The sequence below is a fragment of the Mesorhizobium sp. M0983 genome (genome assembly GCF_040318975.1).
GTDB lineage: Bacteria > Pseudomonadota > Alphaproteobacteria > Rhizobiales > Rhizobiaceae > Mesorhizobium.
In genome coordinates, this window is sequence record NZ_JAMYNH010000045.1 from 1 (window position 1) to 21,169 (window position 21,169).

At 60.0% G+C, this 21,169-nt stretch carries 15 protein-coding genes and 6 pseudogenes; 4 read left to right on the forward strand and 17 right to left on the reverse strand.

Going from position 1 to position 21,169, the window contains the following annotated elements; genetic code table 11:
* Positions 1 to 34 precede the first annotated feature (34 nt).
* Positions 35 to 625, reverse strand: coding sequence for a CocE/NonD family hydrolase (locus NKH71_RS32640; protein WP_352896406.1), 591 nt, complete (start codon positions 623 to 625; stop codon positions 35 to 37).
* On the opposite strand from NKH71_RS32640, the gene NKH71_RS32645 reads away from it, so the two are divergent.
* Positions 624 to 1,532: a CocE/NonD family hydrolase C-terminal non-catalytic domain-containing protein gene (locus NKH71_RS32645; protein WP_352896409.1), complete on the forward strand. Its 909-nt coding sequence runs from the start codon at positions 624 to 626 to the stop codon at positions 1,530 to 1,532. The two genes, NKH71_RS32640 and NKH71_RS32645, sit on opposite strands and share 2 nt — an antisense overlap.
* A 999-nt stretch (positions 1,533 to 2,531) precedes the next feature.
* Here NKH71_RS32645 and NKH71_RS32650 read toward each other — a convergent pair.
* From NKH71_RS32650 to NKH71_RS33620, 8 genes and pseudogenes are all read right to left on the reverse strand, one after another.
* Positions 2,532 to 2,897 (reverse strand): acyl-homoserine-lactone synthase, encoded by a 366-nt coding sequence (locus NKH71_RS32650; RefSeq protein ID WP_352896412.1) that lies wholly within the window; start codon positions 2,895 to 2,897, stop codon positions 2,532 to 2,534.
* Positions 2,898 to 3,147: 250 nt separating this feature from the next.
* On the reverse strand, positions 3,148 to 4,290 hold the full coding sequence (locus NKH71_RS32655; RefSeq protein ID WP_352896415.1) for a serine hydrolase domain-containing protein: 1,143 nt from the start codon (positions 4,288 to 4,290) through the stop codon (positions 3,148 to 3,150).
* Between the two features lie 502 nt (positions 4,291 to 4,792).
* Positions 4,793 to 6,433 (reverse strand): group II intron reverse transcriptase/maturase, encoded by a 1,641-nt coding sequence (gene ltrA, locus NKH71_RS32660; protein ID WP_352896418.1) that lies wholly within the window; start codon positions 6,431 to 6,433, stop codon positions 4,793 to 4,795.
* A gap of 271 nt (positions 6,434 to 6,704) precedes the next feature.
* Complete coding sequence (gene istB, locus NKH71_RS32665) at positions 6,705 to 7,493, reverse strand: IS21-like element helper ATPase IstB (RefSeq protein ID WP_352896421.1); 789 nt, start codon at positions 7,491 to 7,493, stop codon at positions 6,705 to 6,707.
* Positions 7,493 to 8,774: pseudogene (gene istA / locus NKH71_RS32670) on the reverse strand (IS21 family transposase). The gene istB and the pseudogene istA overlap by 1 nt, the downstream one beginning before the upstream one ends.
* Positions 8,775 to 9,373: 599 nt before the next feature.
* Positions 9,374 to 10,120 (reverse strand): annotated as a pseudogene (locus NKH71_RS32675) (alpha/beta fold hydrolase); the annotation flags it as partial.
* A 109-nt stretch (positions 10,121 to 10,229) separates the two neighbouring features.
* A pseudogene (locus NKH71_RS33615) lies at positions 10,230 to 10,340 on the reverse strand (DUF192 domain-containing protein); the annotation flags it as partial.
* A 25-nt stretch (positions 10,341 to 10,365) separates the two neighbouring features.
* On the reverse strand, positions 10,366 to 10,431 hold the full coding sequence (locus NKH71_RS33620) for a hypothetical protein (RefSeq protein WP_502900454.1): 66 nt from the start codon (positions 10,429 to 10,431) through the stop codon (positions 10,366 to 10,368).
* Between the two features lie 675 nt (positions 10,432 to 11,106).
* On the opposite strand from NKH71_RS33620, the gene NKH71_RS32685 reads away from it, so the two are divergent.
* Entirely contained in the window at positions 11,107 to 12,339 is a 1,233-nt protein-coding gene (locus NKH71_RS32685; protein WP_352896424.1) for an ATP-grasp domain-containing protein, read from the forward strand.
* 110 nt (positions 12,340 to 12,449) lie between these two features.
* On the opposite strand, the gene NKH71_RS32690 is transcribed toward NKH71_RS32685, so the two are convergent.
* The 5 genes from NKH71_RS32690 to NKH71_RS32710 all read right to left on the reverse strand — a co-directional run bounded on the left by NKH71_RS32690 (position 12,450) and on the right by NKH71_RS32710 (position 17,943).
* Positions 12,450 to 12,917 (reverse strand): DDE-type integrase/transposase/recombinase, encoded by a 468-nt coding sequence (locus NKH71_RS32690; protein WP_352896427.1) that lies wholly within the window; start codon positions 12,915 to 12,917, stop codon positions 12,450 to 12,452.
* 336 nt (positions 12,918 to 13,253) lie between these two features.
* A complete protein-coding gene (locus NKH71_RS32695; RefSeq protein WP_352896430.1) occupies positions 13,254 to 14,039 on the reverse strand; it encodes a crotonase/enoyl-CoA hydratase family protein in 786 nt (261 codons plus the stop codon).
* Entirely contained in the window at positions 14,036 to 14,896 is an 861-nt protein-coding gene (locus NKH71_RS32700) for a hydroxymethylglutaryl-CoA lyase (protein ID WP_352896432.1), read from the reverse strand. Before NKH71_RS32700 ends, NKH71_RS32695 begins: the two co-directional genes overlap by 4 nt.
* A gap of 72 nt (positions 14,897 to 14,968) precedes the next feature.
* The gene (locus tag NKH71_RS32705) at positions 14,969 to 17,167 is read right to left on the reverse strand and encodes an acetate--CoA ligase family protein (RefSeq protein ID WP_352896435.1); all 2,199 of its coding nucleotides are present in this window, start codon (positions 17,165 to 17,167) and stop codon (positions 14,969 to 14,971) included.
* A gap of 2 nt (positions 17,168 to 17,169) precedes the next feature.
* Positions 17,170 to 17,943 (reverse strand): enoyl-CoA hydratase/isomerase family protein, encoded by a 774-nt coding sequence (locus NKH71_RS32710; RefSeq protein WP_352896437.1) that lies wholly within the window; start codon positions 17,941 to 17,943, stop codon positions 17,170 to 17,172.
* An 86-nt stretch (positions 17,944 to 18,029) separates the two neighbouring features.
* Here NKH71_RS32710 and NKH71_RS32715 point away from each other — a divergent pair, with 86 nt between their 5' ends.
* Positions 18,030 to 18,992, forward strand: a complete 963-nt coding sequence (locus NKH71_RS32715) for a LysR family transcriptional regulator (protein WP_352896440.1) — start codon at positions 18,030 to 18,032, stop codon at positions 18,990 to 18,992.
* Positions 18,993 to 19,289: 297 nt separating this feature from the next.
* Here the strand turns inward: NKH71_RS32715 and NKH71_RS32720 are convergent.
* Both NKH71_RS32720 and NKH71_RS32725 read right to left on the reverse strand, forming a co-directional pair.
* Positions 19,290 to 19,917, reverse strand: a pseudogene (locus NKH71_RS32720) (3-oxoacid CoA-transferase subunit B).
* Positions 19,918 to 19,932: 15 nt separating this feature from the next.
* A pseudogene (locus tag NKH71_RS32725) lies at positions 19,933 to 20,631 on the reverse strand (CoA transferase subunit A).
* A 103-nt stretch (positions 20,632 to 20,734) separates the two neighbouring features.
* Between NKH71_RS32725 and NKH71_RS32730 the strand changes: the two are divergent.
* A pseudogene (locus NKH71_RS32730) lies at positions 20,735 to 20,871 on the forward strand (IS6 family transposase); the annotation flags it as partial.
* Between the two features lie 28 nt (positions 20,872 to 20,899).
* Here the strand turns inward: NKH71_RS32730 and NKH71_RS32735 are convergent.
* Positions 20,900 to 21,169 (reverse strand): hypothetical protein (locus NKH71_RS32735; protein ID WP_352896442.1); only part of this gene is annotated, 270 nt, incomplete at its 5' end.

Sequence of the window (21,169 nt, forward strand, 5' to 3'; positions counted from 1 at the left end):
GCGGCCGGCAAGCAGTTGGTCCAGAAGTTCCTTCTCAATAGCCATGCGATGATTCTCTCCTTTCCATCATCATGGCCTCGCGCACAGAATTCCCGACAGTCCCGCCGGTCCCCAGCCTGAAGATGGATGAGTTCACATGCGGAGACGGCCAGCTGGGGTCCGCGACCAAGTGCCCAGGCCGCTCATCGTAATGAGCCGCAGGCTCTACCCAATCCATCATCCAGCTACGCAGCATTGGTTCCTGCATGATTCCCGCATCCTTACCCTTCAGCCAGTGATCCCACCAGCGCAGGCATTCCTGCAGGAAGCCGATGGAGGGACCGGGAACAGCGTCATGAGGGTATGTATGGCCCCAAGGGCCGACCAGGCCCGTTCGCGGCCCCTTCAGTCTCGAGAGAAGCCGGAACACGGCGTTGGAATAGCCATCTGCCCATCCACCGACGGCGAAAACCGCGCAATAGATTGCACCATAATCTTCGCAGACCGGGCCCTGCTTCCAGAACGCGTCTCGGCGTTGATGAGTTACCCAATCAATCAATGTCGGCCGGGCATTTTCCAGCCGGCCCATCCACGCCGCGCGCCAGCGATCTTCGCCGACGATTTCGGGATCGGGCGACTGCGCCATGCGCAGGAGGTTCCCTTATGCGCTAGGGGGACTCGGTACGCTTGGTCTGGACCTGCCGCTGGATCAGCGGTGGGACGATAGCGGCTCTTTGGTATTAGATAGCGAGCTCCTGACGGGAGCCACGCCGATCTTGGGCGCGCCTGTCCTGGAATTGGAGATCACGTGCGAGAAGCCAACGGCTATCCTCGCGGCACGTCTTTCCGATGTGAGCCCGACGGGTGAAGTCACGCGGGTTACCTACGGACTGCTCAACCTGTCGCATCGCGACAGCCACGAAGACCTGCAGCCGACGGAGCCTGGAAAATCGCACCGTATCCGCCTCGCCTTGAACGAGGTCGGATATACCTTTCCGCCGGGTCACCGGATTCGGCTATCTTTATCGACCGCATACTGGCCGATAGCAATTCCCGCGCCGGAGCGCGCTAAACTGACGATACAGGCGGAAGCAAGCCGTCTAGATCTACCGATCCGAGCGCGGCAACCCGGTGATGACGAACTGCCAGCCTTTGATGCGCCGGAAGGTTCTCCGCGAATGCCCACTACGGTGCTAAAGTCGGGCAACGTCGAGCGATCCATTCGCATCGACCCAGCGCCACCCAGCAGGGTTACCGTCACAGTAAAGCGGGACAACGGCTCCGTCCGGCTCGACCCCATCGGCACAGTGCTTGGGCTGAAAAGGCAGACGACCTATTCGGTCGCTCAAAACGATCCCACGACAGCCCGGACGGAAATCTCGCAACGGTACGAGTTGGGCCGTGGAACCTGGCAGACGGCAGTGCAGGCACGGACAGTTTTGACCTGTACCCAGTCAACTTTCCAGCTACAGATTGACTTCGACGCTTTCGAAGGCGAAAAGCGCGTGTTCTGCAAGTCATGGTCGCAGGAGATAGCGCGCGATTTAGTCTGACGCAAAAAGGTCGACGGCACCAATCACATTTGCAGTGTGCAAGGCGCAAGCATTGACGCAGCGATTCACTGCAGCGAAGACGGCGATCCAGCGTCACCGCTTCAGCCGCCGCCGAGATCGATCGCTGAATCGTCATCGCTTCCCGGCGGCAGTAAACGGCTGAAGAACTTGGAGTAGCAATCTCTTTCAGGCACGCGAGGTTGTGACAGAGAGTTAAAGGCGGTCCAACGCGTGGAACCCATGTACCTCGATTCAAAGCCACAGTGTGCAAAGGGTCGCTCGTGCCACGGAACGAGCGGGGATCGGTGGGGCGCGGCTAAATGGTAGCGTCGACGCTGAAGCTTTGCGCGGCGGGATAGACCGCCGGCGAGATACGGCGATGGCCAACCCCAAACTGGGCTTTATCGAGCTGAGGGGGGCGTCATCACCCTGCAGGAAGCTGCCGCGCCTGTGAGGACGTGGTCGTTCAAGCTCCGGCGCCCGCACGGCTGATCGAGGGCGGCCTGCCGACCGGCGCGCGCTACACGTAGATGTAGCCGGAGAGCCACAACGGCAGGCGACCCATGGCAGGGCTGTCCCGGGAACTGTCTGGGAAGCGAATCCAGGGGCCATGAGCTTTCCGACGGCGGCTCTGCTTTTCAAAAATCAGAGGGGACGAGGCATGCAGTGCTTTGGGGGCGATGTCGGCGTGGGCCAGAGCGATTAGCCCGTTCTTGAATCGCAGCAGCCCTTCGCGCCGCACTCTATTCATGACATGATGGAGGCTGCCCAACTTCCGAAAATCGATTATGCCTGTGGGGACGGCGCGTCACAATCCCCGTCCAAGGCTGACGCAGAGCGCGGTGAGGCGCCGCAGGCGGTGGGCATTGACGACTGGGCTTGGCGGGTCAGATGAGCAGTGTAGCCGTACGAACTCTTATCCTGCCACTCCGGCCAGTAGGCGGCGGCGCCATCTGCCAGGTTCATGACCCAGGCCCGCCTGCAGCATGGAGGCGATCATCAAACATCACGCGACCCTGCGGGCCACCGGTGCCCACTGCACCGGCCATGAAAAACCGCCGTTCCGTCGAACGGCATCCAGGCTGTCGGCGGAAACATCGACATATCCGGCCACGGCGCGGGTGTTCCCATCGTGTGGGGTTCGCCGATCCGCGCAGGTGGCCAGCCGGCGCCGCGAAGGATGCGCTCCATGCGCAGATTGGTGACGGTGAGAGTTCGGCTGAGATGGCGCGACAGGCGGAACTCGATCATGCCCGCGAAGAGCTTGTAGGTGCCGACAGCAATGCCATCCGGTCCCTTCGGCGCGGATGAAGCAACATCGAGCGCGAAGCGGCCGGCAGCCAATGCGTGCAGCAAGGCGTACACCATCCTTTAGAGGAATCCAGTCACTCTCGATATCAGTGAACTGAGTCTTCGGTAACCATTTTAAGATCCTTTCCTCGAGGCGCTTACTCCGCGGAAGCCCATAGTCCAATTCGGCGTCGTCCGCCACCAGCTTGCCGACGTTGATCATCTTGTTGCCGTGGTTGCTGTCGGCAATCACGTAGTCGTTGTGGCAGAACCAGCCGAACACCTCGAACACGCCAGAATGCCGAAGCGAGCCGGCGATCAGTCATCATTCTGCAGCGAGCCTGGCCATCATCTGCACCAGCTGACACTGAAAGTCGGCATCCCAGGCGATGTTGTTCTCGAGCACCCCGAAGTAGACGACGACGGTGCCGGTGTCGGGGTTCGCGAGCATGTAACTGCCGCCCCAGCCGCCGTGGCTGACAAAAGTACCATCGGTATACGTTTGGCGGCTATACCGCATAAACTCCCGCGGTTTCTCTAGGGAAGGGCCGGGATTGCGGGGCGTTTCTTCGATAAAGGCGGGATCGCCCACTCGGCAGCCGTCGACACCCTCGCCTTTGCGCGCGAAGAGCAGGCCGTAGCGCGCGAGATCGCGGGCGGAGAGGCAGGCGCCGCCGTCGACCAGCGGCACGCCCTCGCGGTCGCAGGTGATGTGGAAGCATCCCTCAATGCCCGCTGCCTCGACGATCTCGATCAGCCAGTCGCGCAACGCCCGGCCGCTGGCGCGCTCGATGATCCAGCCAAGGACATCGCTGTTGGTCGACTTGTAGAGCGCATGCCCGGTGCGGTTCACAACATCTTCGCTGGTGATCTCACAGAGGAAAGAGCGAATTGTCCCCTCCTTCTCGCCCTCCGGTGGCAACCGCCATCCGATGTGGCGCTCCATGACAACCCACGTCGCGTAGGAGTCGCTGAGACCCTCGAGATCCTCGCAGTAGTCGTTGGCAACGTTCATGTCGGCGAGGTCGCGCACGGTCGCCTCCGCATAGCCTGTGCCGATCTCGGGCAGATAAGTGCATACCCGCTCGTCGAGGTTCACCAAGCCGTCGGCCACCGCGCGGCCGAGCATGAGGTTCAGCGTCGTCTTTGTTATTGACATGATGGCATGCGAACGCTCGGGCCCGAAATCCGGCGCATAGGCCTCGTAAAGGACACGCTTGCCGCGCACCACCACAAAGGCCGAGAAATGCGGCATGGCGAGGAAGCGCGCGACCTCGGGCCGTTCGCCGATCGTCCAGTCGACCTCCTTCCTAAGCGGCAGGAGGCGCGGGGCGCGCAACGACATAGCGTAGCGCGCCGTGGTATGGAAGTTGTGCCAGCCGTGGCGGCGGTGGTCGGGCTGGTTCCAGCGCGGCTTGTGGTCGAACACGGTGACGAGGTCGGGATTGGCGATCGAGGAGAGCGTCATTCAGCGGGCCTTTTCAAATTGGGGGTTGTTTGTGGAACTGATCAACGAGCGCACGCTGCGCGTGTTTGAATGGTTTCACTTCCAAGTTCCGTTGTCGTCGTCGTGCGAGGGTTATGAGCCCGACGGCCCGTGCGCGACGAAAAAGCGGTGGCCTTAGAATTGCCGGCTTCCTTTCTCTTGAAACGACCGGCTTCGCTAACTCGGAGATTCTTGCGAAGGCAACTGCTCGAAGACAATGTCAGCGACAGGTCTCCGGCTGAATGTTGCATCGACTATAGTAAGGTGCTTCTACGGGTCGCAATCGAAATAACCTCAACTGCGAGGTGACTTTTCCGTCGTCGCAAAGAATAAAGCTGTTATACGACCCTGCTTGACAATCAACAGACCCCTGACGCCGCTGTACGGACTGATCAAGGCGCACGTGTTGGCCCCGGGCGGATCCACGGGGCATGGCACCACCGTCCCGGTGCTGGCCGACGTGAATAGCGGCCTCGAGGCCCGATCACGGAGGTGCCGTTCCACAGCGCGCCAACTGATTTCCAGCTTCGGAAGATAGAAGTACGTCCCAGTGTTGCGCGCCACCAACTCCTTGATGGAAGAAGAACATGGCGAAATCCAACAACGCGCCCGACGTAGGCCGGACCTGATTTCTCTTCGCGGCACTGGAGTCCGATGGTAGATCGGGCCAGCAAAAAATCTCGTCAAGCTCACTTGCTGAATGAAGTTCCTCTTCCAGCGAACTGACAAACCTAATCAGAAGCTGAGCGGTGAGCGGTCTCTGGTTTCGCTCGATCAGACTGAGAACGAAATGCCGAGTTCGTCGGCCTTCCCGCACCGCCGGGTGTCCTGACATGCGCCAGAATCCCGTCGGCGAACCGGCGGCAACCGCGGCTCCGAACTTTGGAACGCCACAACGGCGCAGTTCCTTGAAGCGGTTGTGCCCGTTTCCCCATTGCCGCCAAAGATACAAACGTAGTCTTCGGCGGATCCACGCTTCCAAGTTCGTAAGCACTCGTGGGGTCTGGCAGAAGCCGAAGTAACCGCGCCAACCGATGAGGTATGGCTTCAGCTCCTTGATCAGCTGCGGCAGACTGATCCCCCGCGTCCGGCGTGTCATGTCCCGGATCAGCGTCTTGAATTTATCGAGAGCTTTTGGCGCGATGCGCCGCTTGCTCCCGTCATTCGCGATGCTGAAGCCAAGGAACTTCCGCTCCTCCGGTCGCGCCACCGCGCTCTTCGCCTCGTTGACCTTCAGCCGCAGCTTCGTGGTCAGGAGCCGGCTGACGGAAGCCATGACCCGTTCGCCGGCGCGGCAGCTGCGAATATAGATGTTGCAGTCGTCCGCGTATCGGCAGAAGCGGTGACCCCGTCGGGTCAGTTGGTTGTCGAGATCGTCGAGCAGGAGGTTGCTTAGGAGGGGCGAGAGCGGACCGCCTTGCGGGATCCCTTCGTCCACCGGACGAACCAAGCCGTCCTCCATCACCCCGGCATTGAGGAATGCCCGGATGAGTTTGAGCACACGCTTGTCGGACACCCTCGCGGCAACGCGCGCCATCAGGCTATCATGATTAACCCGGTCGAAGAATCTTTCGAGGTCGAGGTCAACTACGTAGCTGTAACCCTCGGCAATGTAGCATTGCGCTTGGGCTACTGCCTGATGGGCGGAGCGTCCCGGGCGGAAGCCGTAGCTGTGCTCCGAGAACGTCGGGTCCCACTGCTCCTGGAGAACCTGCAGCAGGGCTTGCTGGATCAGCCTGTCGACGACGCAAGGCACGCCGAGTTTTCTGACCCCGCCGTCCGGCTTGGGGATTTCGACCCGCTTGACCGGCTGCGGCTGGTAGGTTCCTTCGAGCAATCGAGACCGAATGCTTGGCCAGTGCTCACGCAGGTAGCCCTTGGCGTCGTCGATGGTCATCCCATCCACGCCTGGACCGCCCTTGTTGCTTCGAACGCGTTTCCACGCTGTTTCCAGATTCTCTCGGCTACATACCGTCTCCATTAACTGTTCTGTCCAAGCCGGGCTTTCGGGTGCCGACTTCGCCACGAGTGGTTCGGCCGCTGGGTGACCGCTGACAGGGGCTTCACCCCGGTCCCTCGGTTCCAGGGCCAGTGAATACTGGGTCTTCTGCCGCTTTCCACGCATGAGTTGCCAGTCCTATTTGCCACTTCCAATCGTTCGGGCCTTCGGTCATCGTTTCCGGCTCGGCCTATCCGTTTGCTCCGCCTTTCAGCCTTGGAGTGCCTCACTAGCCTTGCCGACAGCATCACCTACTACGCCCTCTGCTGACTCCTGCATCACGGTCAGGTCACCTTGCGGTTCCCTCAGTTCCAAATTTCGGAACATGACGCAGGCCTCCCCAGTGTCAAGCGACACGAGGAATTGACCCCTTTGCCGACACGAGGAACTGACCCCTTCATTGGTTTGCGGTTTCGTTGGTTTCGGATGCCGGTCCGGTTTTCTGCAGAAGGCCGGAGCGGCGCTTTTCGCGGAGACGGTAGCTGTCGCCGCGGATGGTAATCACCGTGGAGTGGTGCAGCAGGCGGTCCAGGATCGCCGTGGCCACAACGGGATCGCCAAAAACGCTCCCCCATTCGCCCACGGAGCGATTGGAGGATCCCTTCTCGTAACGCCGCGACACAAGCTGGAAGAACAGGTGGGCGGCGTTGGCCTCGAAGGGCAAATAGCCCAGTTCGTCGATGATCAATAATTTCGGCCGTGACAAGGTCGTCAACTGCTTGTCGAGCGAGCCGTCGGCATGAGCCTTGGCCAACATCGCCACCAGTGTGGCCGCCGTGATGAACTGCACGTTGTAATTCTGGCGGATCGCCTCGCGGCCGAGGGCCACGGCCAGATGCGTCTTGCCCGTGCCGGGTGGGCCGAGAAACAAAAGCGTGTCGCCGTGCGCGATCCAGCGACAGGTCGCCAGTTCCCTGATCTGCTCCTGATCCAGTGAAGGCTGCGCCTCGTAGTCGAAGCCGGTCAGTTCGCGCACGAAAGGGAACTGGGCGATCTTGCTCGACATGGAGATGCGCCGCTCGTCGCGCGGGGCGATCTCGCGTGACACAAGGAAGCTCCGGGCTTCCCGTAATGTCATCTTTGAGCGAGCAGCTTCGTCCAGCAACGTGTCGAGCTGATCGCGGATCGCCGTCAGCTTCAGTCGATCGAGCGTTGCGATGAGCATGTCATGATCCACGGTCGTCATCACCAAGCCCCTCCGACAACCGCCTCGTATTCCGCGAGCGGCCGCAGCAAGGCCGGCGCGATCTCAATGGGATCTGCGCGCACCGGCCCGTCAAAGCCGGCAACGCCAACAAAATGCGCCCGATCCACGATCCGTTGTCGTCTCCCCCGGCAGAGGGCGTGGTCTGCGACGACCTGGCCCGCATGACGGATGATCACGCGGCCGGCCAGAACCACGACCTGGTCGCTCTCGCCAATCAGGCGCCAGGGTACCGAGTAGCTGTTCGTGTCGAGATCGATTGCGCAGTCGGCCTGGACCTTGCGGACCAGATCCCGCAACTGTCGAACGGGGCACGGCCGGCCAGCGGGCGTAGCGCACGAGCTTCAGCGGCAAAGCGTTCCACCGGCGCGACACCGGTCGTGCCGTGTTCACGGTGATCGGCAACCTCGCGCGTCCACCGGTCCAGATGCGCCTCGAACGCCGCCCAGCTCTCGAACCGGCGCCCGGCGATCACGTTCTTCTTGACATAGCCGGCTCCGCGTTCGTCCTTTCCTTTCGTACGTGCCCGATAGGGAGCACAGGCCCGCGGCGTGAAGCCCCAATAACGAGCGAAGGCGTGCAGCCGCGCGTTGAATCTCACCTCGCGCGTCACCGCGTCATGGTGTTCGACCAGCGCCTTCGCATTGTCGATCAGGACTTCCCCTGGAACGCCCCCGAACCGCAGGAAAGCGCCTTCCATTCCTTCGAACCAGTCTGCCTGGACTGACGCTGCGAGGCCCGGATATGCATCCGGCGCGAATAGCCAAGCGTTCCGACAAACACATGGATCCGCACCCGCTCGCCGCCGATCCATACCCGCGTGTCGCCGAAGTCGATCTGGATCTGATGACCCGGCGCTGTCTCGAAGCGCACCGTCGCTCGCTTCTGCGCCTTCAGCTCCCGACGCCAATGCTGCAGCCGGCGTTCTACCGAGCGCAGGCTTATAATGATCCCACGTTCACCCGCCAGTTCCTGGCGAATGACGTCCGCGTTGCCCTCATGCCGGAAGAAGCGTTCCCGCTACCAGTCATCGAGCCCGTCGAGCGCCGACACGCGCGGCCGGCCTCGATACGTAATGACACCACCCTCGCGAAGGTAGCGACGAACCGTATTGCGCGCGCAACCGAATTCCTTGGCGATCCGCTTCGCGCCCCAGCCACATTGATGCAGGCGCACCATCGACATCACTTCCTCCGCCTGCAGCATCGCCTCTCCCTGCATCGTTCTCGACAATGCAGGTGTCATCGAAATCTCGATCGCCATCTATGGGTCCTCTCAAAAGAGAGGGGTCAGTTCTTTGTGTCGTTAGGGGGTCAATTGTGCATGTCGCCCGACACCCAGGTAAGTTCAATCCGCCTTCCCCGCGCACCTGCCGGATCTACAGCCCTGCCCCTTGATGGATATGGACTGACACGTTGCCGCTCGTCCGGCCAGGGATGCCTCATATCCGGTTTCTGTTCGTCAGGTCGCGGTTTTGCTCCACGCTTCCTTCAGACACCACCTCGCGGTAATGCCCTTGCGCTTTGCTAAGCCTTCACCTCCATCAGGTTGGCTAAGGGACTTTCACCCCCAAGCGGTTGAACATGCTGGGCACACAACTAAACCGCTCGCGCGGTAGGGCGCGGCGGCATCGCTTGCGCCGCCATTCTGTTGTCGGAGCTGCGTCTCCTGCCTGAACATCGTGGGGTTTCCCTCTAACCAGGAGAGCCCCCATGACTGATCAGAGCAATGATCGTCCTGCCGGCAACCCGCTGCGTCAGCGGATGATCGAGGACATGACGATCCGCCAGTTCGGCGAGCACACAAAGCGCGACTATATCCGCCAGGTGCGGGAGTTCGCCGCCTTTCCCAGCCGCTCGCCCGAACTCCAGCACGCGCTGCTTGAAGCTCTTGTCGCCGACGGCGAGCATGCGGTCGCGACCCTCGATGTGAAAAGCTTTTGCGTTGGGCATCAGGGCGGCCAGTTCGTCGGGCGAGCCGGCGATGTCGTCCTTGGTCCCGACGGCAATTAAGGTCGGCTGCGCAATGCGCGCGACATCGTCATTGCTCATCGACGCGCGCGAGCCGACGATGCAGACGGCAAGTGCCCGGCGGTCGCTGCGCGCCTGGTCGGCGAAGGCGCGAAACGAGCGGCCGCGCGCATGGCTGATCGTACCCGGATCCTCGGTCAGAAGCGCATCGGCGATCGGATTCCAACCGCCGGCGCCGTCGACAAGGCCGATGCCGAGGCCGCCGAACACCAGCGTCGCCCCCTTGTACGGGTTGGATAACGCCATGAATGCGGATACCCGCGCGCCCATGGAATAACCCATGACATGGGCGCGTTCGACGCCGAGATGATCGAGTAGCACGGCAGCGTCCGAAGCCATCTTGGCCGGTGTGTAGTCGCCCTCCTCGTAGCTTTTCGTCGACGAGCCGTGGCCGCGATTGTCGAAGGCGATGGCGCGGTACCAGGCATCGTTCAGCGTCTTGAACCACCCGGGCGAGAGCCAATTCACGTAGTGGCTGGAGGCGAAGCCGTGGATCATCAGCACCGGATCGCCCTCCCCTGACGCCGGCCGGCAGTCGAGGTAAGCGAGTTCGAACCCGTCGTGGGAAAAATATTGCATCGGTGCCGTCGCGGTCAGTTGGAACCGGTGCCCCGGCGATTGCAGGATGGCGCAAGAGGTCGCCGTCTTTGAGACCGTCCTTGGCGGCCGTTCCTGCCTTTAGCTCGAGCACGAAGCTTACCGGCTGTCCGGGCGAGATGATCGCCTCCGATTCCGGTTCGCCGCGCTTGATGGCCTTGATCCTGCCGTCCTGGCCGACGAAGACCAGATCGAGCGGCATCGGCGCGTGTTCTTCATCCAGAAATTCACCTCGCCGGGCCCTCGAACACGAACAGCATGCCGTGATCGTCGGCCATGTCGTCGCCGAACATCAGCACGGCCTCGCGCTCCTCGGAAGTATCGGCGATCCGGAGCCGGTCATCGCGACCAGCGGCATCGGATCGGATGGCAGGACCATCGCCTGGCCGTCCGCCGAGCCAGCGTCGGTGCGTAGAAATAGGCGAAAGCCATCGCGATGCAAAGCGCGCCTACGGTCAGACAATTGCGGTGAGCCATGTCATACCTCGTCCAGACCTCGTCCTAGACAAAGATCCAGGCGAGTGGAACCGGAGTGGGTGTTGGCCCCCCGGTAGCAACAAGATTGGACTTCAAACCCTTCATACCCTGGAGTGCGCAAACCGTGCGCATACAGCAGACCCACTCCAACTGGCGCCAAATCCGATTTGGCCTTAGTCACATGAACCGACGGCTGAGACTGCGGGTGGCGGCGGGCTTTCTCGCCACAGAGGCCCGACGGCGAGGTGCGCCCGAAATCCCTCCTGGCCAAGCAGTTCCCAGTCGCGCCGCGTGACCAGAAGCTCGCCAATCCTCCGTGAGCCCCTTTCTGACGTTGCAACAATACCTTCAAGTAAATTTGCAGTATCTTTGCAAACGCAATCACTGACTGTGATACCTTCACTGCAGATCTGAGGTCAGGCCCGGCTAAAAAAGCTATGCCGATTTGCACTCAGACCGATGCACAGCACGCAACGAAGGGTCAACAGCTAATGGCAGCAAGGGCGCTCATCCTGATCGAAGGCATCGCTACAATGCGTATGGGTCTGCAATATGTCCAAGCGGCCCGACGTCTTGGCCTTCATCCAATTACCCTGGCGACTGATCCAACCAAGTACGATTATGTTGCGGCGGAAGGTATCGAAGCAATTCGTGTCGATACAGACAATCTTGATGCGCTGATCCGCGAATGTTCGCGGCTGCGTGCGACGTATGACGTTGCTGGCATAACGAGCCCCTTGGAGACGGTTTATGCGACAGTTGGCAAGCTCTGCCGCAATTTCGATCTACCAGGCCCGGACCCGGCATCCACTGAACGATGCTGCGACAAGTTCACTCAACGTCAACTCCTCGCCAAGGCCGGCGTTCCAGTACCTGCTTATCGCTTGGCAGCAGATGCTACAGAGGTTGAAAGCGCTGCCGCGGACATCGGTCTGCCGGTGGTTCTTAAGCCGGCCGTAGGCTCCGGTAGTATAGGTGTCCGACTCTGCCGCAACTTCGATGAGTTAGCCGAACATACGACTTATCTGTTGGGCGGGAAGCACATATGGCAGTCTTCGCCGAGGATACTGGTCGAAGAATTCGCACAAGGCCCCCACTATAACATTGACATAATGGGAAGTGAGATCATCGCGATTGGCGTCCTTGAATTCGACCGCCTCCCGCATTTCGTCTATCGTGAGCTTACCTATCCGGCAGTGCTGACCGATGACGAGAATGAGCGTATCGCGGATATTTCGCTGAGCTGTCTGCGCGCTCTCGGGCTTGGCTGGGGACCAACGAATGTTGAACTCCGATGGACCAGCCGTGGCCCAGTCGTCATTGAATTCAATCCGCGTCTTGCTGGCGGAGGCGTTCCTCAGCTAGTTCAGCTGGCTTACGGTGTCGATCTCATCACCGAGCACATCAAACTTGTGATCGGTGATGAATGGAACTTACGCAAAAGGCATTCAGAAACTGCGGCCGTGCGGTTCCTAGTTCCTGATCGCGACGGCACTCTCGATTGGATCGGTGGCCAAAGTCAGGCGGCTGCTCTACCAGGTGTCACCGAGGTCAAATTGTATGTTGGACCCAAGACGCCGATCGTCAGGAAGCGCGATTACCGAGACCGAATGGGATATGTCATCGCTGCTTCACCCAGCCATGATCGGACTAAGGCGATACTCCAGCATGCCGTCGACTTAATCGGCTGGTCGATAACGTCCTTTCCGCCCATTGGCGAATAGGAACAATCTGTTGGCCTTACCTCGCCGCACCAGCGCACGTACCGCCAAGTAAAAGGAAATCGTCGCCGAACATTGGCGTGGACGGGAAGAGGGTCGCCTGGGAGCATTGATCAGGCGGTGAGCATTTCGAATTGCTCGGCAATTGACGGACTCGGATTGTAGGCGAACCTCGTCTGTCGCTTTCGCATCATGTGGACCAGCTCGATGCCGGAGAGGGTGATCTGGGCATTCTTTATAGACTTGCATGGATCGAACGCGGCGCTTGATGCGAAAGTGATCCTGTTCGATCCGGTTGTTGAGGTATTGGCTCTTGCGGATATGGGTCGGTGGTTTGAGCGATCGCTCCCGCAGACGGCTTTCAGTATCGCAGGAAATGATTGCCTCACGTTGGTCTGACTGCCGTCGACTACGATGCGGTTCGGGCGTCCATGGTGGGCAAGCGCCTTGCGCAGGAAGCGTTTGGCCGCCGGAAGATCATGGTGTTCGCTGAAGAAGAATTCGAGCGTGTCGCCGACGCTGTCGATGGCGCGGTAAAGGTACATCCGACGGCCGCGAACCTTGATATAGGTCTCGTCCATATGCCACTTGCCGGTGACGGTCCGCTTGTTTGTTGAAACGCTCGACCCAACGATGCACGGTGGAGTGGTCGACGTTCAGGCCTCGCTCGGCCATCGTCTCTTCCAGATCACGCAAGCTCAGATTGCAGGCCAGATACCACGGCACGCACTGAAGGATCACGGATCGATCGAAGTGCCTGCTTTTGAACGTTGAGCGCTCCCTGAAAATCGAAGAGCTGTCATGCCCCAGTCAAGTTACCGAAAGGTTTGCGACACATCCACGGAAATTCGCCGGTCCGTGTTGGCAACTCGTCGCTAGTGCCTGTTCGAATGACGACCAACGACGGCTCGGACCAGTCACGCCTGCCAACGCGGCCTGCGGTGATCGAAGAAGGCCGCGGTTCCTTCGGCAGCGTCGATCGTTTCCCACGCATCGGCCAGCATCGCGACCGTCTCGCCGATCACCGCGTGGTCGATAGCGGATCCGAGGTGGCGCGCAAGCGCCTTGGCGGCGGCGACGGCCTGCGGCGAGGCCGAGCGATAGGGGCGGACCTCGGCCTCGACCGCCGCCTCTAGGTCGGCCGGCGACACAGCGTTGGAAAGCAGTCCGAGTTCGCGGGCTTCATTGGCGTCGAATATCCTGCCTGACATGAAGACCCGGCGCGCCCGGCCCTCTCCCATCCGAGCAAGCACATAAGGGGAGATCGTCGCAGGGATGAGGCCGAGCCGGGCCTCGGTGAACCCGAACTTCGCGGTGTCGACGGCGACCGCCACGTCGCAGACGCTTATCAGGCCTAGACCGCCGCCGAATGCTTGGCCGTTGATACGGCCGATCAGCGGCTTGGGCAGTTCGTTGAGCGCGCGAAGAGCCAGCGCCAGCTTCCTGGCCTCGGCGATCCGCTCGTCACGCGCGGCGGAGGCCTGCCCCCGCATCCAAGCGAGATCGGCGCCGGCACAGAAGCTGTCGCCTTCGCCCGTCAGCACCACCGCTCGCACCTTGTCGTCATTGGCGAGCAGTTCGGCGGCCGCCGCAAGTTCGGCGACCATCTGTCCCGACATGGCGTTGTGCTTGTCCGGGCGGGCGAGAGTCAACGTAGAGACGCCGATCTCGTCAGTCGTGACACGGATGGTCTCGAAGTTCATGGCCGCTCCTCTCTCAGGCTGTCCGCAAAGCGGGCCGCCTCCTCCAGTCGCTCTATATGGAGGCCCGTCTCATAGCCCCTGTCGGCTAGCTTTGCGGCGACGGCGCGGGTGTCGACATTGCCTTTCGCGCCAGGGGCGAAAGGGCAGCCACCAAGGCCACCGACCGCGGCGTCAAAGGTGCGCAAGCCCTTCTCCAAGCTTGCCAGGATGTTATCGAGGGCGCGCCCCCCCGTGTCGTGGTAATGTCCGGCAAGCCTCTCGGCCGGCACCTCTTCCAACACGGCATCGAGCATGGCCGCGACGGTGGCAGGGGTCCCTTGCCCGATTGTGTCGCCAAGCGAAATCTCATAGCAGCCCATCGCAAGGAGTTCGGCTGCAACCCTCATGGCGGCAGCCGGTGGTACCGGCCCTTCGTAAGGACAGTCGGTGACGCAGGAGACATAGCCCCGCACCGGTGTGCCGTCGGCGGCAGCCGCAGCCAGCACGGGGCGGAACCGCTCGAGGCTCTCGGCAATCGAGCAGTTAATGTTCTCATTGCTGAAGGTTTCGGAGGCCGACGCGAACACGGCGATCTCGTCAGCATTAGCCGCTCGCGCCGCCTCGTAGCCCTTCAAGTTGGGAACCAGCACCGCGTAGACGACGCCGGGCGCACGGCGAATACCGGCCATAACCCCCGCAGCGTCGGCCATCTGCGGCACCCACTTCGGCGACACGAATGAAGTCGCCTCAAGTTTTCCAAAGCCGCAGTCCGACAGCATGTCAACAAGTCGAATCTTTTCAGCAGTCGGCACGAGGCGCCCCTCGTTTTGGAGCCCGTCGCGTGCCGACATCTCGAAAATGCGAACGAATTCGCCCATCGGCTAGGCCTTTGGCTGAATAAAACGATCTATCTTCGGCAACCAAAGGATCGCCTGCGTGCCTGGCCGCTATTATTTTCCAACCAACCTCACATCGACCGGATAGATACCGCTTTCGTTGGCGATAATCGGGTTGATGTCGAGTTCCGCAAGATTTTCCATTCTCAAGACCGCCATGGACAGGGACGAGATGAAGTTGGCGAGAGATCGCTTGTCGACTCTCGGAAAGTGCCTGAAACCATCGAGAATCTTCGCAACACGCGTTTCCTCGATCATGTTCAAAGCTTCCTCGGGAGAAACTGGTGCCGCGCGAAAACTCACGTCTTTGGCCGCTTCAACAAGCACGCCCCCTGAGCCGAACAAGACCACCGGACCGAAAACAGGATCGTCGGTAGCACCCACGAACAATTCCGCACCGCGATCCACCATCGGTGTGACGATGAAACCATACTTTTGCAGTGGAGGCGTGTGGCTTGTCATCGCCCTCCCGATGTCTTCCACAGCCTCGCGCCCCGTCTCTCGCGTCACCCCTAGCCGGACGCCGCCGACATCGGATTTGTGCACGACATGGGCGGAATCGAGCTTTACCGCACACGGACTGGCGAACGTCGAGATAGCTGCCTCTACGGAATTGGCATCACTTGCCGACAACCATTTACCAGTATCGACGCCGAGTTTCTCCAAAATCCCGCGGGCCGCCGTTTCTGCCGATAGCCCGCCGGGAACGAAAACGGTCTTGGCCTCCGGGATCAGCTTTGCGACATGACTATCCTGTTTTGAAAGCCAAGTCGCCCTTGCATACAGGGCCTTGGAGCCGGTCGCGGCCCACTCTATTGATGGGAAAACCTGGATGTCACCCTTTCGTAAGATGTCGTGATTCTCCGGTTTGCGATCAGCATAGCAGCTATGAAAAACCAAGGGCAGGCCGGTGTCCTTATGCAAAGCCACGATCCGCTCGGCCGCCGCGTTCTCAGCTTTCAATAAAGACGCATCGAACCTTATATGGTACGCTCCAAATAAGCCGTTTGTCAGAACGAGCCCTACCTGCGGGTCTGACGCCAAAATTTCGATACATTCGGGGAAAACGTCGGGATAGGCATCCGCGGCACTTGCCACGTCAACAGGGTTCTCCACCTTTGCCTCATCACCGAGGACCCTTCTCAGCCTGGCCTTGGTGTCTTCCGACAGAGACGCAATCGGCGCGCCAGCCCGTGAAAGCGCATCCACGGCGAGTGTTGCGTGTCCGCCGCCGTCGGTCAGAACCGCGATGCCCGTTTTTGGCTTAGGAAGTGGGCTGGTTGCAAGGAGCGCAGCAATGGGCAACAGCTCATCCGAGCGATCAACGAGGATCACGCCCTTTTGGGCTAACACCTTGATGGCAATATCATCGGCACCGGCGATCGAACCGGTATGGGATAGCGCCGCCTTACGACCCTCTACGGATCGTCCACCGCGCAGCATCACGATAGGGCAGCTCTGCGCTACTCGATCGGCCGCGTCCAAAAACCCTCGACCATCCAACAAGCCTTCACTGTAGATGGCAACGGACCGAGTGGTCTTGCGCTTGCTAAGCTCCTCGATCAACTCACCATAACCGATGTCAGTTTGATTACCGAGACCCGCAATAATATCGAAACTGGGACCATTTATCGTTCGGCTGTCTTCGACGACTGAAAGGATCATGTTCCCGCTCTGCGCCAGAACGCTGACCGGCCCGCTTGGAGGTAACTCCGGAAGTCCAATAAAGTCCGCCCGTACTGTGCAGTTCAGCATTCCCGATGTGTTCGGTCCGATAATGCGGACGCCGCTTATATCCAGAGCGTCTCGCAAGCGTTGTTCAGCGTCAGCCCCCTTGTCTCCTCGCTCACGGAAACCGTGCGCGAGTACCACAGCCCCGGCGATGCCTTTTTTGCCACACTGAATGAGGATATCGGGGACTTCCTCCGCCGGTCGAACGATTACCGCAATATCTACGGCGTGTGGCAGGACGTCGATGCCAGGATAGACCGGCAAATCGAGGATCGCGCCTCCTCTCGGATTTACGGGGAAGATAGGATAGTTATAGCCGGCTTTCTTGAGAGCTTTGATGATCTGATAGCCGCGCTTATCAGGATTGGCCGAAGCGCCGATGATCGCGACGGAACGCGGCTCCAGTACGCGGCTCAAGGCTGTTGCCTCGTTATGGCGGTGTGCGGGAGCCGGTAAATCCGGCTCGCCGTAGCCGAGTACCCGGCTCGAGGCCGTTGCTTCATTGTGGTGCCCCACGGTCATTTCTACCTTCCTTCGAAACGGGGCGAGCGGCGTTCCGCGAAGGCGGCGACCCCTTCTGCCCAATCGCTGGTTTCCATGATCGCTAGCAGGTCTTCGGCCTCGGTCCGAAAAAGGCTGTCGGGACTTGGTGGGAAATTGATTGCCGCCTTGAGACGAGCCATTGGTAACGGTGCGTTCCTGACGATCCGCTCCACCAACGCGGCCGTGCGCTCCTTCAACTGATGCGCTGGCGGAGCCTCGGTAGCGAGGCCAATCTCCAGGCATTTCGCGCCCGTTATCCTATCGCCCAGCAGCAAGAGTTTCGCGGCATTCCGCAACCCGATAAGCATGGGAAGGCGGAGCGTCACCCCTCCCCCCACATAGGTTCCGATGGCAATTTCGGGAAATCCGAGTTGGGCATCCTCCGATATGACAAGAAAATCAGCCGAGGTCGCGATTTCCGCGCCGCCACCTAGGGCATAGCCGTGCACCTCGGCAATTACGGGCGTCTTCATCATCTGAATCCGCTCGCACACGCTCTGCCCGAGCATAATATAGGCCTCGCGCTCATCGGGCGTCCGTTCGCCGGATTTGTGGGCCTTCAAATCAGCACCGGCACAGAAAGCCCGTCCGTTTCCGGACAGGATCACGCACCGGACCTTAGGGTCGTTGTCTGCACAATTCAGGGCATCCAACGTCTGTTGATAAAGGCCTTCGTTAACCGCATTCATCCGTTCGGGTCTGTTGAAGATAATGTGAAACGCTTGGTCTTCTTGCTTCGTAACGACTTCGTTCATGGACAATCTCTCAGGACGCTGACCCCGATACATTCGCCGCAAAACTATTGCGCGTCCAACATGTTTTGAGTATAGATCGATCGCGAATGAGCAATAATATCACTCTCAGGCATTTGCGGGCGTTCGTTGCGATCGCGGAGCGCGGCGGATATACCGCCGCGGCCCGCTCCCTGAACATTGCCCAATCGGCTTTAAGCCGAACGATCGTCGAGGTTGAGGAGGAACTGAAAACCCGTCTTTTCGAGCGCACTACAAGGCGGGTCGTCCCTACAGCATCCGGCGAACAGCTATTGATGAATGCGCGCCGCGTTCTCGAGGAATTCGACAGCGCGATGTCACGGTTCCAGCTTTACCATAGCGGACTGAACGGGGTCGTGAGCCTAGCGGCACTTTCTTCGGTAGCGTCCATCATGCTGCCGATGGTCATTTCCGAATTCCGGAAAGACAGGCCCAACGTTAGAATATCGGTAAAGGATGGTTTCGCGGAGGAGGTTGTTCGTTACGTGTCCGATGGACACGTCGATTTTGGAATCACTTCCTTCCCAAAGGCGAAAGGACGGCTGGTTTGCGAACGGATCGCCGCGGATAGTCTGATGTGCATCTGCTCGAAATCTCACAGGTTTGCAGACAAGGAAACGGTGTCCTGGAACGACTTGGCTGGGGAAGACTTCGTCGCATTCGATCCATTGAGCAGCATTCGCACGTGTGTGGATCGTGCCTTGCAAATTGCCGAAATTCAACTCGGGACCGTCACAGAAGTTCGTGACGTCGGCGCGGTTGCGGGCCTCGTATCCGCCGATCTAGGCGTATCCGCAGTACCTAGCCTTGTCCTGCCCATGATGCAGTTTTGTGAATTTGCCCAAAAAAAGTTGGTGGGTCCGGTAGTCGAACGCGAGATCTATCTTGTCCATGATCCACAGACACCTATGCCTCCAGCCGCCGGAATTCTCATGGAAATGCTGCGGCAGGGAGCAAAGCAGGGATTCAGAATTCCGACCGGAGCCAGATGGGTCAATAATCCGAAACCTGATCCGGCGGAAAAGAAATAGGAACCGAGCGACAACGCGCGCCCTCTATCGCGGCAAATGACTTCCTGGGACTTGTCACATAAACCGAGCGTGAGGATTTTCGCGTAGCCGTAACGACTTGGTTCCGCAGACCGGGTGCTATCGAGGAAATGCTTTTGGAGCGCGTGATCATTGGTTCCTCGCCGCAAGCAGTCCAGGCGCAACAAGGATTTCGGAGGCTGGTGGCGGCTTTGCGATCCGGGAGCTGGTCGGCTCTTCACGCGGAAGGGTCTCCATCTCGAGATCTTCACTGGGCTGCACGGGAAAGGACGTGGCAGATCAGTTGACGATCGTTGCTTCGGTTGCGCTGCGCAGTTCGCTGTCAGTGACGCCCTCGCCGAGTTCAACCAGCTTCAAACCGCCTTCGACGATATCGAGCACACAAAGGTTCGTGATGATCCGGTCGACCACGCGCTGGCCGGTCAGCGGCAGGGTGCATGCATTCAGTACCTTGGACTCGCCGGTCTTGCTGGTGTGATCCATGACCACGACCACACGCTTGACCCCAGCGACCAGGTCCATCGCCCCGCCCATGCCTTTGACGAGCTTGCCGGGGATCATCCAGTTGGCGAGGTCACCGCTCTCCGAAACTTCCATCGCGCCGAGGATTGCCATGGCGATCTTGCCGCCACGGATCATTGCGAAGCTTTGTGCCGAGTCGAAAAAGGCAGAATGCGGCAGCGCCGTCACCGTCTGCTTTCCGACATTGATGAGATCGGCGTCGATCTCGTCCTCCATCGGGAATGGCCCAATGCCAAGCAGGCCGTTCTCCGACTGCAGCGTCTTGAACACCCTCTGGAATATAATTCGCGACCAGCGTCGGAATGCCGATGCCGAGATTGACGTAGGTGCCGTCTACGAGTTCGCGCGCAGCCCGTGCTGCCATCTGGTTCCTGTCCCAAGCCATTCGTTTCTCCTGCCCTCAAGCTGCCGCGCGGGTCGTGCGTTGTTCGATGCGTTTCTCGTGCTCGCCCTGGACAAGGCGGTGCACATAGATCCCCGGCAGATGGATCTGATCAGGATCGAGGCTTCCGGTAGGTACAATCTCCTCGACCTCCGCCACACAAACTTTTCCGCAGGTCGCGGCCGGCGGGTTGAAGTTGCGTGCTGTCTTGCGAAAGACGAGGTGCCGGAGGTATCAGCCTTCCACGCCTTCACAATTGACAGGTCGGCAACGATGCCGGTTTCAAGCACATAGGTCTCGCCGTTGAAGCTTTTGTGCTCCTTGCACTCCGCGACCAGGGTGCCTACGCCGGTCTTGGTATAGAAGCCGGCGATGCCAGCGCCCCCTGCGCGCATGCGCTCGGGCAGAGTGCCCTGAGGATTGAATTCGAGCTCCAGTTCACCGCTCAGGTATTGGGCGCATGAACTCGGCGTTCTCGCCGACATAGGACGAGATCATCTTCTTGATCTGCTTCGTCTTTAGCAGCACTCCGAGCCCGAAATCGTCGACGCCGCAATTGTTCGATGCAATCGTCAGGTTCTTGGTGTAGGCCTTTCGGATTGCCGCGATCAAGAGTTCGGGTATACCACAAAGGCCGAACCCGCCAGCGGCAAGGAACATCCAGTCGAACAACAAACCATCAAGCGCCGAGCCCGCGTCGGTATAGATTTTGTTCACGTCACGCCTCCATTATTGATAGCTGAGCCGATCGGCGGACCGACGTGCGCCGTTAGAAATTTGCATTTCTTAACGAGGGCTTGGTTAGGCCCGAGCTTGCCCACAGATCGTCCAGACACGCCGCAGTACCAAGGCCGCCCAAGCGGCTGCTGACGCGACTTCTGAAGAAGCAAGGTCTACCGCCAGGGCGTATGATCATGGACAAATTGCGCTTCTACGGAGCGGCGAAACGCATGCCATCTGGATATACCTCCTCCTATCAAACCCCTCACACGGAAGCTTCGCAAACGCTCTGTCCAGCGCTTGGATGTAGCGCCCTGCCGATGGGGAGGACACCGGCAGGGCGCGCCGCGTGTAGGTCTCGGTCGCGTGACGACGAACCACGGCGGCAGGCTGTTGCTTTGCGTACCGAACGGTCACCAACCGGATGGGAGGTCCGCTTGTCGGCTGACAGTCGGAAATAGTCGAGGATATAGCGGGCATCCTCGACGCACATGTCGCTCGGGATCAGCGAATGAGCGAGTTCTTCGCCGAGCGG

Bases quoted from the DNA above. Each gene is read 5' to 3' on its own strand.
- NKH71_RS32705 (WP_352896435.1), bottom strand. From the start codon at position 17,167: ATGACCGTGGGGCACCACAATGAAGCAACGGCCTCGAGCCGGGTACTC.
- ltrA (WP_352896418.1), bottom strand. From the start codon at position 6,433: ATGCGTGGAAAGCGGCAGAAGACCCAGTATTCACTGGCCCTGGAACCG.
- NKH71_RS32715 (WP_352896440.1), top strand. From the start codon at position 18,030: ATGAGCAATAATATCACTCTCAGGCATTTGCGGGCGTTCGTTGCGATC.
- NKH71_RS32640 (WP_352896406.1), bottom strand. From the start codon at position 625: ATGGCGCAGTCGCCCGATCCCGAAATCGTCGGCGAAGATCGCTGGCGC.
- NKH71_RS32655 (WP_352896415.1), bottom strand. From the start codon at position 4,290: ATGACGCTCTCCTCGATCGCCAATCCCGACCTCGTCACCGTGTTCGAC.
- NKH71_RS32690 (WP_352896427.1), bottom strand. From the start codon at position 12,917: ATGGACGAGACCTATATCAAGGTTCGCGGCCGTCGGATGTACCTTTAC.
- NKH71_RS32685 (WP_352896424.1), top strand. From the start codon at position 11,107: ATGGCAGCAAGGGCGCTCATCCTGATCGAAGGCATCGCTACAATGCGT.
- NKH71_RS32695 (WP_352896430.1), bottom strand. From the start codon at position 14,039: ATGAACTTCGAGACCATCCGTGTCACGACTGACGAGATCGGCGTCTCT.
- NKH71_RS32645 (WP_352896409.1), top strand. From the start codon at position 624: ATGCGCAGGAGGTTCCCTTATGCGCTAGGGGGACTCGGTACGCTTGGT.
- istB (WP_352896421.1), bottom strand. From the start codon at position 7,493: ATGACGACCGTGGATCATGACATGCTCATCGCAACGCTCGATCGACTG.
- NKH71_RS32710 (WP_352896437.1), bottom strand. From the start codon at position 17,943: ATGAACGAAGTCGTTACGAAGCAAGAAGACCAAGCGTTTCACATTATC.
- NKH71_RS32700 (WP_352896432.1), bottom strand. From the start codon at position 14,896: ATGGGCGAATTCGTTCGCATTTTCGAGATGTCGGCACGCGACGGGCTC.